The sequence below is a fragment of the Amycolatopsis halotolerans genome (genome assembly GCF_042647905.1).
In the GTDB taxonomy this organism is placed as follows: Bacteria; Actinomycetota; Actinomycetes; order Mycobacteriales; family Pseudonocardiaceae; genus Amycolatopsis; species Amycolatopsis halotolerans.
Genome location: NZ_JBHRWI010000006.1, coordinates 155481 through 171900, shown reverse-complemented (window position 1 = coordinate 171900; position 16420 = coordinate 155481). Strand labels below are relative to the sequence as shown.

Sequence of the window (16420 nt, the reverse complement as noted above, 5' to 3'; positions counted from 1 at the left end):
GGTCAGGGCCGGTTAGGGTCGGGGCATGACCACGCCCGAACAGGAAGTCGAGTACCGCCAGCACCGCTTCAGCCCGCCCTCGGGCGCCACCGAGATCTTCCTGGTGCGCCACGGGGAATCGATGCCGCAACGGCTCAGCGAGCCGTTCGATCTCGTCGACGGCCAGGCCGACCCGGACCTCGCGCCGGAAGGCCGCGACCACGCCGCGCGCGTCGGCGAACGGCTGGTGTCCGAACGCATCGACGCGGTGTACGTCACCACGTTGCGCCGCACCGCGCAGACCGCGGCGCCGCTGGCGGAAAAGCTCGGCCTCACCCCGTCCGTCGAGCCGGATCTGCGCGAGATCCACCTGGGCGAATGGGAAAACGGGCTCTTCCGCAAGCACACCGCCGAGGGGCATCCGCTGGCGCGCAAGCTGTGGGAAGAGCAGCGCTGGGACGTCCTGCCGTGCGCGGAATCCGACGAGGCGTTCGGCCTGCGGATCCGGGCCGCGCTCACGCGCATCGCCGCGGCGCACCCGGATCAGCGAGTCGCGGTGTTCACCCACGGCGGCGTGATCGGCGAGGTGTTCGCGCAGGCGAGCCGTTCGCTGGAGCGGTTCGCGTTCCTGGGCGCGGACAACGGATCGATCTCGCACCTCGTGGTGCACGGCGAGAACTGGCTGATCCGCGGCTTCAACGACCGCTCTCACCTGGCCGCCCCGCTCGGCTGAACCGACTCGTCGCGGCGGATGAACCCCGCCGCGACGAGCTGCACCGTCACCAGCACCGCGATCGCCTCCGCGGCCAGCAGCCCGATCAGCACCAGCACCTGCGTGGTACCGGCCTGCAACGGGCTCGCCCCGCCCAGCAGGACGCCGACGTACGCGCCCGGCAACGTCACCAGGCCGACCGTCCGGGTCTGGTCGAGCGCCGGGATCAACGCGTGCCCCGCCGACGGACGGCAGATCTCCAATGCGGCATGCCGAGGCAGAAACCCCAGCGCGAGCGCGGCTTCGTACTCGCCGCGGCGTTGCTTGAGCTCGTCGAGCGCGCGCCGGGCCGCCTGCGAGGTCGCGGTCATCGAACCGCCGATCACGATCCCCGCGATCGGCACCACCGAAATCGGCTTCGCCGGGACGACCCCGGAACCCAGCACCAGCCCTAGCACCGGGACAACCCCGGACGCCAGCGACAACGCGACCCACCCGATCCGCCGCGGCACCCCGATCCGGCTGGCGGACGTCGCGGCGGCAATGGAGAACATCGCGAGGACGAACAGGCCGGTCAGCCAGTCCGAACGCAGGATGAAGGTGATGACCAGCGAAACGAGCGCGAGCTGCGCGACCGCCCGGACGGCCGCGACCAGCACCGCCCGCCCCTGCCCCAGCTGCCCGAACCGGACGACGGCCGCACCCGCGAGCGTGAGCACGACGAGCACGGCGATCAACGCGGGCCCGAACCCGATCGCACCGTTCACGGTGGTGATCCTGCCGCAGGCGGCGGTACGGCGCGGTGCACCGGGCCGGTTCTCCCTAACCAGCGCTACTTCACTGAGCTTTCGCTCCAGCGCGCGGAGCTTCTCTCCCCCCTCGCCACCCGCGCCCCCTCGCCCAGGCCCGGCGCGCGATGCCAAGGTCCGTGAGGGGAACCCTGAGGGAATCAGATTCCATGAGGGTTCCCCTCACGGACCTTTGGGCAGGAACAGCGCCACGCAACCCGTCTAGCCAGGCGGTGCACCACAGCCCCTGGCCAGCACCGCGGGAACGAACCCGCCGCACACTGCACTGCTGAGAAAACCCCAATGCCGCATTGGGTGCGTCAGATGCACCCAATGCCACATTCGTTGCGCTCAGCGCACCCAATGCGGCATTGGGGCGCGGCACCGGGGAGCTTCGGACCGACTGGATCAGGCGCTGCAGCTGAGCTGCCGCCCCTCCCCCGCCACCGATTTCTCGGCCACCACGTGCCCGTCGACCCGGATCCGGCACGACAAAGCCCCCGCGCTCTGCGCGACCAGGCTGCTGAACACCGGCTGTGCGGCGGGAGCCTTACGCTCCACCGTCACCGACCAGGGCAGGTGCACCTCGGCCTGTTGTTCGAGGTCGCCGCCGGTCGCGACGTAGGTCAGGTTACGCGCGACGTCCCCGCCGGTCAGTTCGTAGACGACCGTGCGGGTCACCTCGCTCACGACCGCCGGTTCGACCGTCACCGACGGCACCGACGCGGCCGGGGCGGGCCGGTCCGGGGTCGCTTTCGGCATGACGTACCACGCGACAGTGACCGCGACGGCGATGACGCCGACCACGACCACCACGCTCCCGAGCGGCCGCAGCCTGCCCGATTCCCCCCGGGCCGCCGTGGGCCGGGTCGCGCCAGGAACACCCATGGAGAGGTCTTCTCTTCTCGAGCGCACTTCCCGCGAGTGCGACGTCTGGTTCTTCGCCAGACCGTTACACGGCGTTAGCCAACCCGAGAAAATTGGCTTCTTTTCACCCTGATGGGGGTAGCTGGGGTTCGCTCACGAGTACGGTCACCACGCACGATGCCGATAACGCTCGCGCACCCCCTGGTTGACCCAGGGTGATCAGTCGACCAGTCCGGCCTCGGACAGCATCCGCAGCACGCGCTGTCCGGCGGGCGGGCAGGCGGCGGCGTCCCCGGCGCGCAGCCACGCGGCTTCGGCGATCTCCGCCGACGGCTCCGGTTCGCCGGTGTGGTCGGCGGTGTAGCAGGTCATCCGGACGCGGCGGCCGTCGGCGAATCCGTCGGCCTGCTCGTCGAGCAGCGCGAAGAACCGGAAGCTGAGCGGGTCGAGCGCGACGCCCAGCTCCTCGCGGATCTCCCGGCACAGGCCCTCGACGTCGCCCTCGCCGGGTTCGCGCTTGCCGCCGGGGAGATAGAACTTTTGCTTGCCGCTGGTGCGGACGGACAGCAGCCGCCGGTCCTTCACGTGGACCCAGGCCAGGGCGTCGATCGGGGTCATGGGACGCATTCTGTCGTACCCGCGAGGCATGATCGTGGGGTGTACCGCGAAAGCCCGCCGCCGGAACCGCTGCGCCGCCTCGTGCGGTGCCGCTGGGAGTCGGTCGAGCCCGGTCCGAAGCGGATCGTTCCCGACGGCTGCGTGGACCTCGTCGCGGGCCACGGCGAGGTGTTCGTCGCGGGGCCGGACACGGCGGCGTGGACGTCGGTGTTCCCGCCCGGCACCCGGTTGCGCGGCCTGCGCTTCCAGCCGGGCGCGGCGGCGGCGATGCTCGGCGTCGGCGCGGACGAACTGCGCGACAGCCGGATCTCCCTGACGGACCTGTGGAACCACCGCGGCGCGACCCTCGCCGACGAGATCCTCAGCGGCCGCGACCTCGCCGACGCGATGGCCGACGTCGCAACCGAGCAGGCAGCCGCGGCGGACCCGGTGGTGGAGCGGATGCTGGCGCGACTCACCGCCGAGGCTGCCCGGGACGCCGAGATTCCGGGCCGAGGCGAACGGACATCGCGATCCGCAGGGCCGCCAGCGGGAGCAGGCCGGAGCGAGCGGCAGGCGCGTCGGCTGTTCACGCTCGCGGTCGGCTACGGACCGGCGACCTACCGACGAGTCCTGCGCCTCCAACGGGCCATCGCGCTGGCACCCGCCACCGCGACCCTCGCCGACCTCGCCGTCGCCGCGGGCTACGCCGACCAGTCGCACCTCACCCGCGAATGCCGGACGCTCACCGGCCTCACCCCGAGCGCCTACTTCCCCCTCCTGAGGGTTAATCCCGGTTAGAACCGGCACAACCACTGACGAGGGTCACTCCGCTGCCAGATCCTGTTGCCGCGCAAGGAAATGCGCGGTCTCCACCGTCGCCGGATACAACGCCCGGTAATGCGCGTAAAACTCGTCGTACCGATCCGCCCGCTCCGCATCCGGCCGGATCACCTCGGCGACCGGGTTCCACGCGTCGATATCCGGCTCCAACCCGATCGCCACGGCCGCCAGATACGCGTCCCCGAAACACGCCCCGACAGTTTCCGTCGGAAGATGCTGCGGCGTCCGGGTCACGTCGCTCACGATCCCCGTCCACACCCGCCCCTGCGTACCGCCGCCGACCGCCACCAACCGGCGCGCGGGCGAGCCCATCGCGGAGAGGTTGTGCCGCACCCCGTAAGCCGTCCCCTCCAACGCCGCGCGGTACAGCTCGGCCCGGCCGTGCGAGGTGGTCAGCCCGGCGATCACCCCGCGCGCCAACGGATCCGGCACCGGGGTCCGCTCGCCCGCGAAGTACGGCAGCATCACCAGCCCGCGGCTTCCGGCCGGGACGCGACCGGCCGAAGCGACCAGTTCGGCGAAATCGCCGTCGAAGAGTTCCCGCAGCCAGTCGGTGATCGCGCCGGACGTCGCCATTCCCGCGGCCAGCGAGTAGCTGCCCGGCACAACCCCGCGCGTCGCCCACAATCCGGAGACCGGCCGAGCCTCGGCGACAGCCTGGACAAGGAACATCGTGGTGCCGTACATGACCATCGTGTCGCCGGGGTCGCGCACGCCCGCGCTGGTCGCTTCGGCCCACGCGTCGATCGTGCCGCAGGTGACCGGCATTCCGGCCGGCAACCCGGTCTCGGCGGCGGCCTGAGCGGTGACCGTGCCGACGACCTCGGTCGGCCAGGCCAGCCGCGGCAGTTCGATCCCGGGCGCGACGAGCGCGGCCCAGTCCTCCGCCCAGCCGCCCGCGCGCAGGTCGTACATCGGATCGCACTGGCTGGCCGAATGGTGGTCGAGCACGTATTCGCCGGTCAGCCGCCGCACGAGGTACGAGCTCGCCATCAGGAACTGGCGGGCCCGCGCCGCGACGTCCGGCTCGTTCCGGTACAGCCACCGCCACTTCGGGCCGACCGCCTGGCTCGACAGCGCGCTGCCGCAGCGTTCCACAATGGACTCTTCGCCGAGTTCGGCGGTCAGCTCGGCGATTTCGGCGCCGGCCCGCGTGTCGACTCCGTAGAGAATCGCCGGGCGCAGCGGGCGGCCGCCGTCGTCCGCGGGCAGCAGCACCGGGCCGATGCCGCTCACCGCGAGCCCGGCCGGTTTCTGGCCGCCGGCCAGCAATTCGCGGACCAGCTCGGCGAACCCCGCCCACCACACCGTTTCGGCGTCGTGCTCGAACCAGCCGGGCCGCGGGCGGGAGGTGCTGTGCGGGCGGCCGGCGCGCGCCAGTACAGTGCCGTCCGCACCCACGAGGACGCCTTTCGAACTGGACGTGCCGATGTCGATGCCGAGCAACGGGCCCGGTCGCATCACAGCACCCCCGGCAAGCGGACGGTAAACGATTACCGGCAAGGTATTCTGCGCTCACCGGGGTGTCAAGAAAGCCAGGACGAGGAGGCGCGGTGGCCACGATCAGCGACGTCGCCGCCAGGGCAGGCGTCTCGACCGCCACGGTGTCGCGGACCCTGAACGGCAAGTCCACAGTGGACCCGGAGCTGGCCGCCCGGGTGCTCGAGGCCGCCGAGGAACTCGGCTATCACCCGAACGGACTGGCGAGAAACCTGCGCCGCCAGGAAACCGCGGTGCTCGCGCTGATCATCTCCGACGTCGAGAACCCGTTCTTCACCTCGATCGCGCGCGGCGTCGAGGATCTCGCGCAGGTGTCCGGGTATTCGGTGGTGCTCTGCAATTCCGACGAGAACGAGGACAAGGAACGCCGGTACCTCGACGTCGCGCTGCAGGAACGCGTCGCGGGCGTGCTGCTCTCCCCGACCGGCCCGGCCACGAACGTCACGCGCCTGCGCCGGCTCGGCACCCCGGTGGTCGCGGTCGACCGGCCGCTGCCGGGCACTGACGGCGACCAGGTGCTCGTCGACACCCGCCGCGCCGCCCGGCAGGCGACCAGGCACCTCGTCGCGAACGGCTACCGGCGGGTGGCGTGCCTGACCGGCCCCTCGGGCGTGCGCACCGCCGACGACCGGCTGGCCGGCTACTTCGACGCGGTCGGCGAGGAGAACGCGGTCTACCGCCGCGCCGAATACCGCGCGGAAGGCGCCCGCCGCGCCGCCGGGGATCTGCTGGACCAGCCGACGCCGCCGGACGCGCTGCTGGTCGCCAACAGCACGATGGCGATCGGGGTCCTGGAGGCGCTCGCGGAGCGGAGCCTGCGGGCCGGGCGCGACATCGGCATCGTCTCGTTCGACGACGCCCCGTGGACCACGTTGATCGACCCGCCGCTGACGGTCGTGGCGCAACCGGCGTACGAGATCGGCCGGGTCGCCGCGCAACTGCTGCTGGCCCGCATCGCCGACAGCACCCGCGAACCGGTCACCACCACACTGGACGCGCAGCTGATCGACCGGCAAAGCTCCCACCGCTGACCGGCCGCACCGGGGAACCGGCGGCGCGAGAAGACCCGTCGGAACACGCCCTGGCGCGCGGCGAAATCCGGCACGCAGGCCAGCGCGAGAAACGGAATCCGGGGGAAACGACGTGCCTGGCGGCCCGGCGGAGATCCGCCGAGCCGCCAGGCACGCCCCACCCCCTGTCCCCCCAGCTTCCGCCGCGGACGGCGGAGCACGGGCCGCACCCGAGGGCGGGAAACCGATTACTCGTTCGCAACGTAAATCCGCGGTCCAGGAGTGTCAAGCACTCGAAAGCCTGGACAAGCCACCCGGTGCGGGGCAGACTGTCCCGACATTGCCTACGCATCGTGTTTACTTCTGTGCGATGCGTGGCGATCTTTGGTGAATTCACCCACAAAAAGGTCGGAAACCGCACGAACCCGCACACACGCGCTAGGCTGAGCGTATGTCGATAGCGCTGGAGAACGTTCTCGCCAGAGCCGGCCTCAAGGCCGACGCGAACGAGTTCCTCACGCTCGTGGAGGACGCGGCCCGCAGGCTGTCGCCGCCCAATCCCGACCCCTCGCACTACTTCTCCCCCGACCAGCAGGCCGCGCTCACCGACGCCGGCCTCGACCTGAGCCCGCGGGACGAGGGCGAGCCGGACTTCCGCGCGCGCACCGTCGCCGCGCACGCCGTGCTCGCCGATTCCGCGCTGTCGGTCGGCCAGGCCGCCGAGATGCTGAACGTCGACGACAGCCGGATCCGGCACCGCCTCAAGGAAGGCAGGCTCACCGGCTGGAAGGACCAGGGATGGCGGCTGCCCGCGTGGCAGTTCAACGGCGCGGGCGTGTTGCCCGGCCTCGAAACCGTGCTGCGCGCCGTTCCCGAGGACCAGCCCGCGCTGGTCGTCGCCGCGTTCATGAACACCCCGCAGGCCGACCTGGTGATCAGCGACCGGCCCGCGACGCCGCGGCAGTGGCTGCTCGCCGGCGGCGACCCCGAGCAAGTGGCCCGGCTCGTCGCCACGCTCGGCTCGCCGTTCTGACCCGCTCACCCCCTCCGCCCGCGCACCGATCCGCCCTCCGTGCGCCGGCCCGCCCCCTGCCCCGACACAGGACGGACAACCTCCCCCGCATGGCCCGGCTCCCCTCGCCTCCGGCGCGGTCGGCTCTGGTCAAGGGGCTGGACCGCAGCCACGACGTGGTTTCGGTGCAGCCCGAGACCCGGCTGGTCCGCATCTTCACCGCGCACGGCAATCACCCGCAGCAGTGGAACACCTTCCGCTACACCGGCCCGCTCCCGCACGGCCGGTTCGACCAGCAGCCGCCCGGCCGCGGCGGCCGTCCGGTCACCGACCCGGGCAACGGCGTGCTGTACTTCGGCCTGACCGTGCGCACGAGCGTCGCCGAGGTGTTCCAGACGACCTCGACGGTGGACCGCACGACGCGCGGCCCCCGGCTGGTCGTAGTGCGCCCGACGCGCGTGCTGCGGCTGCTCGACCTCACCGGCCTGTGGCCGACCCGGGTCGGCGCGTCGCAGGAGATCTCCAGCGGCCCGAAGAAGATCACCCAGGCGTGGGCGCGCGCGATCCGCGGCGCGATGCCGGACCTCGACGGGCTCTGGTACCGCTCGTCGATGGACGCGGGCAAGCCCTCGGTGTGCCTGTGGGACCCGCCCGCGGGCGCGGCGCTGCCGATCGCCCCGGACGTCCTGCTTCCGCTGGACCATCCGGGGCTCGACGTGCCGCTCGGGCGGGTGTGCGAGGAGCTGAACTACACGCTGCTCAGCTGAGGTGCCGGGCCCACCAGGCCAGCACCGCCTCGAACCGCTGCACCCGGTGCCTCGGCTTGCCCGAGCGCGTCAGCTCGTGCCCCTCGCCGGGGAACAGCAGGAACTCCGTCTCGACGCCGGCTTGGCGCAGCGCCACGAACTGCCGCTGCGCCTGCTCCAACGGGCAGCGCCAATCCTGCTCGGAATGCACGACGGCGAACGGGATCCGCACATCGGCGGCGTAGCTGAGCGGGCTGCGGCGGCGCTGTTCCTCCGGGTCCGCGCCGACGTAGCCCTCGGTGAAGTAGTAGCCGATGTCCGAGCTGCCCGCGAAGGAATCCCACGCGTTCACCGCGCGCTCGCTCCACGCCGCGCGGAACCGGTCCGGGTGCTTCGCGGCGACCCAGCTCGTCATGAACCCGCCGTAGGAACCGCCCATGATCCCGGTCCGCGACGCGTCGAGGTCCGGCCGTTCCAGCGCCTTGTCGAGCAGCGCGAGCACGTCGTCGACGTCGACGGTGCCCATGTTGTGCACCACCGAAGTACCGTGCGACTGCCCGTATCCGGCGGATCCGCGCGGGTTGCCGAGCACGACCGCGAACCCGGCTGACGCGTATACCTGCGCCTCGTCGAACACCGTCCATTCCTGCGGGGCGAACGGCCCGCCGTGCACCACGCGCACCACCGGGTGCGGCCCCTCGCCCTCCGGAAGGACGAGCCAGCCGTGCACCGGGTAGCCGTCCGGCGCGGTCGTTTCCAGTTCCACGACCTCGCAAAGACCCTTGTCCCGCAACGGCTTCGAGTAGTCAGTGAGCACCCGCGGATCGTTCGGGCCCAGCACCGCCAGCTCGCCCGCGGTGTCCAGGCTGGCGACAACCGCGACGACAGTTTCGCCGTCCACCGCGAATCCGCGGACCGCCGAATGCCCGGCGTGCAGCACGCGCAGGTCCTCGAGCTTCGCGCCGTCGGCGTCCGTCGCGATCGCACGCAGTTCCACCGCACCGCGATTGCGGACGGCGACCAGCACCTCGTCGCCGAGCGGAACCGCCGGACCGGAGCCGGTCTCGATGTCCACGGTCTCCACCTCGGTCAGCCGCCGCGGTTTCCCGTCCGGCACGACCGCGTACAAACCGGTGTTGGAGGCGACGACGACACCGTCCTCATGGGACGTGCCGAAGAAGTAGAGCGTGCCGTCCGGCGCGTACACCGGCTGATCGGCGGACCCGGCGCAGGCGGCCAGCACCTCGGGTTCGCCGCCGTCAACCGGGAAGGCGACAAGGTCGTCTTCCCGCGTTTCCGTCCGGTCGAAATCGTGCGGCACGATCACGACGACGCGCTCGCCGTCCGGCGTCCAGACCGGCTGGCTGACGCTGTAGTCGCGCGGCGTCACTGCTTCCGGCTCGCCCTCTTCGAACGTGTCGAGGACGTACAGCCGCCTCGGCCGGTCGCGCAGGAAGCCGATGTTGTCGAGGCGGTAGTCGAGCCGGGTGATGAGTCGCGGCGCCTCGGCGGCAGGCTCCGGCGTGCGCTCGTCGGCGTCCTCGGTGCCGTAGCGGCCCGGCTCGGCTTCCCGCGCGGTGAACGCCAGCCAGCGCGAATCCGGGGCCCACACCGGAGCGTCCGCGCCGAGGTGCAGCGACGTCAGCTTCCGGGCTTCGCCGCCGTCGGCGGGCATCACGTGCACCTGCGGACTGCCCTCGGCACCCTTGCCGTCGCCGGCGCGCAGGAACGCGACCCAGCGTCCGTCCGGCGAAATCGCCGGAGCGGAGTCGCGCGGACCGTGCGTCCACGGGGTTTCGCCGCCGGACAGCGAGATCCGCCGGATCGCGCTGCGGTACTGGTCGGCTTCCAGGTCGGGACTGCTCACCGCGGCGAGCAGGAGGTCACCGCGCAGCGCGGGACGGCCGGGGACGGCGAGGACTTCGATGTCGGCAGGACGCATGCCGACGACCGTACCCGATCCTTAGCAAGGCGAACGACCTATTTCGCCTCTACCGCCCGCCGTTCGTCGCGCTTGGCCTTCGCCAGGCTCAGCACCGTGGTGACGGTGAGGACCACGACGATGACGCCGAGGGACATCCAGTTGCTGATGTCGAGCCAGTCCGGCGCGAGGTGGTACTCGTGCAGGGCGTGCACCACCAGCTTCGCGCCGATGAAGGCGAGGATCACCGCGAGGCCGTAGCTGAGGTACACGAGCTTCGTGACCAGCCCGCCGAGCAGGAAGTACAGCTGCCGCAGGCCCATCAGCGCGAACGCGTTGGCGGTGAAGACGAGGAACGCCTCCTGGGTGATGCCGAAGATCGCCGGGATGGAGTCCACCGCGAACAGCAGGTCGGCCGAGCCGATCGCGATGATCACCAGCAGCATCGGGGTGATCTTCCGCTTGCCGCCTTCCTTCACCAGGTACTTGTGGCCGTGGTAGTCGTCGGTGACCGGGAACAGCTTGCGCACCCAGCGGGTGAGCGCGTTCTCCTGGTACTCCTCCTCGTCGCCGTTGCCGCGCAGCATGCTGATCGCGGTCCACACGAGCACCGCGCCGAAGACGAAGAACACCCAGACGAACTGGTTGATGAGCGCCGCGCCGACCGCGATGAACACGCTCCGCATGCCGAGCGCGAGCAGGATGCCGACGAGCAGCACGCGGTGCTGGTGGATCGCGGGCACCTTGAACGAGGTCATGATGATCATGAAAATGAAGAGGTTGTCCACGCTCAGCGAGTACTCGGTGATGTACCCGGTGAAGAACTGGACCCCGGGGTCGTGCCCGGCGAAGTACCAGACGCCCGCGCCGAACAGGACGGCGCAGCCGATGTAGAAAATCACCCAGCGGGCGGCCTCGCCGGTGGTCACCGCGTGCGGCTTGTGGTCGACGATCACCAGGTCGATCGCGATCAGCGCGAGCAGCCCGCCGACTGTCGCGAACCACAGCCACAGGGGGACAGTCATCTCAGAAACCTCCGGATAGTGCGCAGCAGCAACTAACCGGAGGTCTCTCCCGCCGGTACGAAACCGGCCGACGGTGCCGGGGACCTCGGCGAATGACTCGCCCGGGTCACCGTGCTGACGACACCGCCGCGAAGGAATACTCCCCTCACAGCGCGTTCAGTCTGCCGGTTACAGCCCGCAAACGCCAGCCGAGGTTGCCCACATCACCGAACCAGCCGTGTCTTCTTCACCACTCCAGGCATCAACAGCCAACCCCCGCGACTCTCCGAATCCACCACCCCCCTCGCGTCCCCCCGGTACCACCACCGCGGGATTGCGCCGGCGTTTGGGGCTGAGCGGCGGGACAGGCCGAAGGCCCCTCCCGCCGCTCAGCCCTAAACGCCGGCTAAAAGCAATCCCGCGCGGCGGCGAAGCCGACGCCATCAAACACAGTTCGCGTGCCGCGCCTTCCCCGCGAACCCGCCCCCGACTAACTCGCCCACAACCACCCCTCCAACGAGTGACCCCATGTCTAATCCGTGTAAAGCCCTCCACCCACTCTCAGCAAAATCGTCATAACGTCACGTCGTGCCCCGAATCCCGCTCCCCCGCACCCGCGGTACCCGGCTCACTGCCGTAGCCGCCGTGGTGCTGGTCGCCGCCGCGGCAGTGACCGTCTGGGCAACCCGAGACCGCGGCCCTGCCCCGGTCCGGACCCAGGACGCCTTCCTCTCAATGCCCGCCGCCCCAGGTCCCCCCGATCAGGTCCGCATCGACACCACGACCTACTACCCCGAACACACGCCCGCGCCCGCCGTGCTGCTCGCGCACGGCTTCGGCGGCGACAAGTCCAGTGTGGACCCGCAGGCGCGCGAACTGGCCCAGCGCGGGTTCGTCGTACTCACCTGGTCCGCGCGCGGTTTCGGGCACAGCACCGGCAAAATCGGCCTGAACGACCCCGACGGCGAAGTCGCCGACGCGCGGCGGCTGGTCGACCGGCTGTCGGCAAGCCCCGAGGTAGCGACCGGCGCCGACGGCCAGCGCGAGATCGGGGTGACCGGAGCGTCCTACGGCGGTTCGCTGTCGCTCCTGCTCGCTGGGACCGACCATCGAGTGCGCGCGCTCGCGCCCGTGATCACCTACAACGACCTCGGCCAAGCCCTCGTGCCAAACGCCGCGGCGACGACCGCTCCGTCGGCGAAGACTCCAGCGGCTGGCGCGTTCTCCCCGGACGGCGTCTTCAAGAAGACCTGGGCGGGCATCTTCTTCTCCTCCGGTTCTGGTGCGGCCGCGGCGAGCACGCCGTCCGCCGAGGCACCCGAAGCGGGACAGAAGACCAACGACAACGGCAGCACCGCGGGCAACAGCGCTGGCACAGCTCCGCAAGCGGCCGCGCCACCAACTGGGGCACGGTCGGAGCGGCCGTCCGCGGATCCGTGCGGGCGGTTCACCTCGGCGGTGTGCAAGGCGTACACGGAACTCGCGACAACCGGGAAGGCCAGCCCAGAAACGGTCGCGCTGCTGCACCGCGTCTCCCCCTCGTCGGTCACCGGCAAGATCACCGCGCCGACGCTGCTCGTCCAAGGCGAGAGCGACACGCTGTTCGGGCTCGACCAGTCCGACGCCACCGCGCGGCAGATCACCGCGGCGGGCGGATCGGTGCGCACGATCTGGTACACCGGCGGCCACGACGGCGGCGTCCCCGGACCGCAGCTGCGCGCGAAGATCGGCGACTTCCTGTGGTCGTCGCTCACCGGCCAGGGCGACCCGGGCCACGGATTCAGCTACGACGTCCAAGGCACGTTGCGCGCCAACGGAACCCCGTCGGTGCGGACGGTCAACACCGCGGCGTACCCCGGGCTGAACGGCGACGGGACCGAGCGGAAGCAGGTGGCGCTCAGCGGCCCGGCGCAGCCGATCGTCCGGCCCGCGGGCGCGAATCCGGCCGCGGTGAGCGGGATTCCGGGGCTCAACGGGCTCGCGTCCAGCACCTCGCGGCTGGCTCCGCTGTTCAGCAGCGACCCGCCGGGACAGGCCGCGCAGTTCGGCACCGCGCCGTTCGACAGCCAGGTATTGCTGTCGGGTTCGAGCACGGTCCGGCTGCGGGTCGCGACCGACCCGGCGCATCCGCAGCCGGAAGCGGTGCTGTTCGCGAAGCTTTACGACGTCGGCCAGGACGGCACCCGCGTGCTGCCCGCGAACGCGGTCGCGCCGTTCCGGGTCACCGGGCTGCCCGCCGACGGCACGCCGGTCGACGTCACGGTGACGCTGCCGGGCGTCGTGCGGCCGATCGACTCCGGGCATTCGCTGCGGCTCGTCGTCGGCACGACTGACCAGGCGTACTCGGTACCGGCGCAGCCGGGAGTGTTCCGGGTCGGGCTCGCAGCGGGCGCGGCGCTCGCCGTTCCGGTGGTGCCCGGCGCTTCGGTCGGCGCTCCCCTGCCGGTCGGGCAGCTGATCGGCATCGGCGCGACGCTGCTGATCGCGATCGCGGTCGTCGTGGTGGCGGTGATCCGGCGGCGGCGAGCGCACGACGTCGACCCGGAGCTCGCGGACACCCCGCTGGTGATCAAGGGCCTGCGCAAGCAGTACGCGGGCGGGTTCACCGCGGTGCGGGACCTGTCGTTCCGCGTCGAACCGGGCCAGGTGCTCGGCCTGCTCGGCCCCAACGGCGCGGGCAAGACGACCACGCTGCGGATGCTGATGGGCCTGATCACGCCGACCGCGGGCGAGATCCGCGTGTTCGGCCACCGGATCGCGCCGGGCGCGCCGGTGCTGTCGCGGATCGGGTCGTTCGTCGAGGGCTCCGGATTCCTGCCGCACCTGTCCGGCAAGGCGAACCTGGAGCTGTACTGGGCGGCGACCGGGCGGCCGGTCGAGAAGGCGCATTTCACCGAGGCGCTGGAGATCGCCGGGCTCGGCGACGCGGTGCACCGGCGGGTGAAGACCTACAGCCAGGGCATGCGGCAGCGGCTCGCGATCGCGCAGGCGATGCTCGGGCTGCCGGAGCTGATGGTGCTCGACGAACCGACCAACGGGCTCGACCCGCCGCAGATCCACCAGATGCGGGAGGTCCTGCAGCGCTACGCCGCCACCGGGCGCACCGTCGTCGTCTCGAGCCATCTTCTGGCCGAGGTCGAGCAGACGTGTTCGCACGTGGTGGTCATGCACCGCGGGAGGCTCGTGGCCTCGGGCGAGGTCGGCGAGCTGGCGGCCTCGAGCGGCGAGGCCACGTTCCGGGTCGGCGACTCGGCGGCGGCCGCGGCGGCGCTGAAGAGCGTCGGCGGGGTGTCGGACATCGAAACCGAGGGCGATCTGGTGCACGCGAACCTCGACGGGCTGCCGCGCGCCGAGGCGGTCGCGGCGCTCGTGCGCGCCGGGGTCGCGGTGGAGCAGGCCGGGCCGCGCCGACGGCTCGAAGACGCGTTCCTGCAGCTGGTGGGAGAGGATTCATGAGCGAGGACAACGGTTCCGGCGGGGTGCACACCGACCCGGCCGCGCTGCAGGAACTGAGCGACCTGGCCACCGCGGAACCGGCCGAGGTCGGCCCGGACGGCGCGGTCGCGGGCTACCGGGCCGACCGGACGCTGCGGCTGAGCGTCGAGCTGAAGCGGCAGCTGCGCCGGCGGCGGACCCAGCTGGTGCTGGCGTTCGTCGCGGTGCTGCCGTTCATCCTCGTGGTGGCGTTCCAGATCGGGCAGTCCAGTCCCAACCGCCGCTCCGGCGGGTTCGTGGACCTCGCGACGGCGAGCGCGCCGAACTTCGTGGTGCTCGCGTTCTTCGTGTCCGGCACGTTCCTGCTGCCGATGATCGTCGCGTTGTTCTTCGGCGACACGATCGCGAGCGAATCGTCGTGGTCGAGCCTGAAATACCTGCTCGCGATCCCGGTGCCGCGGCACCGGCTGCTGCGGCAGAAGGCCGCGGTGTCCGGGCTGCTGTCGATCGCCGCGCTCGTGCTGCTGCCGGTGGTTTCGCTGCTGGTCGGCATCATCTGGTACGGCGCGGGCGACGCGATCAGCCCGACCGGCGACGCGGTCAGCTTCGGCGACAGCCTGCTGGCGCTGCTGATGTCCACTGTGTACATCGTGGTGCAGCTGGCCTGGGTCGCCGGGCTCGCGCTGCTGCTGAGCGTGTCGACGGAGGCGCCGCTGGGCGCGGTCGGCGGGACGGTGCTGGTGGCGATCCTGTCGCAGATCCTCGACCAGATCACCGCTTTGGAGGGCTTGCGGAACTACCTGCCGACGCATTACTCGTTCGCCTGGATCGACCTGATCTCCACCGACATCGACTGGACGAACCTGGCCAGCGGGGTGCTGTCGTCGGTCATCTACACGACGGTCTTCCTGCTGCTGGCGGGCCGCCGGTTCGCACGCAAGGACGTCACCAGCTGACGCGGACGTCCGGTACGGTTCGGCGCGTGACGATCCACCTGGAACTCGATGCCGGCGTCGCACTCGTGACCCTCGAACACGGGCGTGGCAACACCCTCGACACCGCCACCTGCAAAGAGCTGGTGATCAGACTCGAAGAGGCCGACGCGGCCGGAGCGCGCGCGGTCGTGCTGACCGGCTCCGGCGACCTGTTCTCCGCCGGAGTGGACCTGCTCGCCATCGACGAGGGCGGCGCGCGCTACGTCGGCGATTTCCTGCCGGCGCTGTCGGACGCGTTCCTGGCCGTCTTCGGCTTCCCGCGCCCGGTGGTGGCCGCGGTGAACGGCCACGCCATCGCGGGAGGCATGGTCCTGGCCGCGGCGTGCGACCACCGGATCGCCGCGGACGGCCCCGGCCGCATCGGCGTGACGGAGCTGCTGGTAGGGGTGCCGTTCCCGTTGTCAGCGCTGGAAATTCTGCGCTGCACCTACGGAACGACCCCATTGCCGTCCCTGATCTACAGCGGCGCGACGGTCACCATGGCCGACGCCGTCCACCGCGGTCTGGTCGACGAGGTCGTGCCCGCCGAGGACGTGCTCACCCGGGCGCGCGAGCTGGCCAGCCGGCTGGGCGAACTGCCTGCGGAGGCTTTCGCGCACACGAAGGCGCAGCTGCGGCAGCCGTACCACCAGCGGATCGCGGAGAACCGCGTGTCGGACGACGCGCAGGTGGAACGGCTGTGGAGGTCGGACCCGGCGCTGGCGGCGGTGAAGGGTTACGTGGAGAAGGTGTTGAAGCGCTGACCTCTCCCCTGGTGTGCTGCCCCGGGCACGCTCGGCTCGTGCCTGGCGTGATGCCTGGGCAAGGTCGGCTCCAGCCCGGCGCGTTGCCTCGGCGCGCTCGGCTCATGCCCGACGTGATGTCCGGGCGACCTCGGCTCCAGCCAGACGCGTTGCCTGGGCACGATCGACTCATGCCTGGCGTGCCGCCAGGGCGACCTCGGCTCCAGCCCGACACGTCGCCTTGGCACGTCGGCTCATGCCTGGCGTGCTGTCGGGCAGGGTCGGCTCA

General features: G+C 71.2%; 14 protein-coding genes. 8 read left to right on the top strand and 6 right to left on the bottom strand.

Features of this window, described 5'->3' with window-relative positions:
* Positions 1-25 precede the first annotated feature (25 nt).
* Positions 26-712, top strand: coding sequence for a histidine phosphatase family protein (locus tag ACFORO_RS06150; RefSeq protein ID WP_377867730.1), 687 nt, complete (start codon positions 26-28; stop codon positions 710-712).
* Here the strand turns inward: ACFORO_RS06150 and ACFORO_RS06145 are convergent.
* From ACFORO_RS06145 to ACFORO_RS06135, 3 genes are all read right to left on the bottom strand, one after another.
* Complete coding sequence (locus ACFORO_RS06145; RefSeq protein ID WP_354744842.1) at positions 688-1458, bottom strand: ABC transporter permease; 771 nt, start codon at positions 1456-1458, stop codon at positions 688-690. The genes ACFORO_RS06150 and ACFORO_RS06145 overlap by 25 nt on opposite strands.
* Positions 1459-1887: 429 nt before the next feature.
* Positions 1888-2367 (bottom strand): MmpS family transport accessory protein, encoded by a 480-nt coding sequence (locus tag ACFORO_RS06140; RefSeq protein ID WP_377867729.1) that lies wholly within the window; start codon positions 2365-2367, stop codon positions 1888-1890.
* Positions 2368-2565: 198 nt separating this feature from the next.
* Positions 2566-2964 (bottom strand): NUDIX hydrolase, encoded by a 399-nt coding sequence (locus tag ACFORO_RS06135; protein ID WP_354744838.1) that lies wholly within the window; start codon positions 2962-2964, stop codon positions 2566-2568.
* Between the two features lie 39 nt (positions 2965-3003).
* Here ACFORO_RS06135 and ACFORO_RS06130 point away from each other — a divergent pair, with 39 nt between their 5' ends.
* Positions 3004-3744, top strand: a complete 741-nt coding sequence (locus ACFORO_RS06130; protein WP_377867728.1) for an AraC family transcriptional regulator — start codon at positions 3004-3006, stop codon at positions 3742-3744.
* A gap of 24 nt (positions 3745-3768) precedes the next feature.
* Here ACFORO_RS06130 and ACFORO_RS06125 read toward each other — a convergent pair whose 3' ends face one another.
* Positions 3769-5247, bottom strand: a complete 1479-nt coding sequence (locus tag ACFORO_RS06125) for an FGGY-family carbohydrate kinase (RefSeq protein ID WP_377867727.1) — start codon at positions 5245-5247, stop codon at positions 3769-3771.
* A gap of 92 nt (positions 5248-5339) precedes the next feature.
* On the opposite strand from ACFORO_RS06125, the gene ACFORO_RS06120 reads away from it, so the two are divergent.
* From ACFORO_RS06120 to ACFORO_RS06110, 3 genes are all read left to right on the top strand, one after another.
* The gene (locus ACFORO_RS06120; RefSeq protein WP_377867726.1) at positions 5340-6317 is read left to right on the top strand and encodes a LacI family DNA-binding transcriptional regulator; all 978 of its coding nucleotides are present in this window, start codon (positions 5340-5342) and stop codon (positions 6315-6317) included.
* Positions 6318-6747: 430 nt separating this feature from the next.
* Positions 6748-7329, top strand: coding sequence for a DNA-binding protein (locus tag ACFORO_RS06115; RefSeq protein WP_344286479.1), 582 nt, complete (start codon positions 6748-6750; stop codon positions 7327-7329).
* 89 nt (positions 7330-7418) lie between these two features.
* Positions 7419-8075 carry an RES family NAD+ phosphorylase gene (locus tag ACFORO_RS06110; protein WP_116206792.1) on the top strand — a complete coding sequence of 219 codons (657 nt, stop codon included), beginning with the start codon at positions 7419-7421 and terminating at the stop codon, positions 8073-8075.
* On the opposite strand, the gene ACFORO_RS06105 is transcribed toward ACFORO_RS06110, so the two are convergent.
* Positions 8068-9996: a S9 family peptidase gene (locus ACFORO_RS06105; protein WP_377867725.1), complete on the bottom strand. Its 1929-nt coding sequence runs from the start codon at positions 9994-9996 to the stop codon at positions 8068-8070. The two genes, ACFORO_RS06110 and ACFORO_RS06105, sit on opposite strands and share 8 nt — an antisense overlap.
* 38 nt (positions 9997-10034) lie before the next feature.
* A complete protein-coding gene (locus ACFORO_RS06100) occupies positions 10035-11000 on the bottom strand; it encodes a TerC family protein (protein WP_354744828.1) in 966 nt (321 codons plus the stop codon).
* Positions 11001-11567: 567 nt separating this feature from the next.
* Here ACFORO_RS06100 and ACFORO_RS06095 point away from each other — a divergent pair.
* The 3 genes from ACFORO_RS06095 to ACFORO_RS06085 are packed head-to-tail and all read left to right on the top strand — an operon-like array spanning position 11568 to position 16152.
* Positions 11568-14435 (top strand): alpha/beta fold hydrolase, encoded by a 2868-nt coding sequence (locus tag ACFORO_RS06095; RefSeq protein WP_377867724.1) that lies wholly within the window; start codon positions 11568-11570, stop codon positions 14433-14435.
* Positions 14432-15370: an ABC transporter permease gene (locus ACFORO_RS06090; protein WP_354748224.1), complete on the top strand. Its 939-nt coding sequence runs from the start codon at positions 14432-14434 to the stop codon at positions 15368-15370. The genes ACFORO_RS06095 and ACFORO_RS06090 overlap by 4 nt, the downstream gene beginning before the upstream one ends.
* 26 nt (positions 15371-15396) lie before the next feature.
* Positions 15397-16152: an enoyl-CoA hydratase/isomerase family protein gene (locus ACFORO_RS06085; protein ID WP_377867723.1), complete on the top strand. Its 756-nt coding sequence runs from the start codon at positions 15397-15399 to the stop codon at positions 16150-16152.
* Positions 16153-16420: the final 268 nt, after the last annotated feature.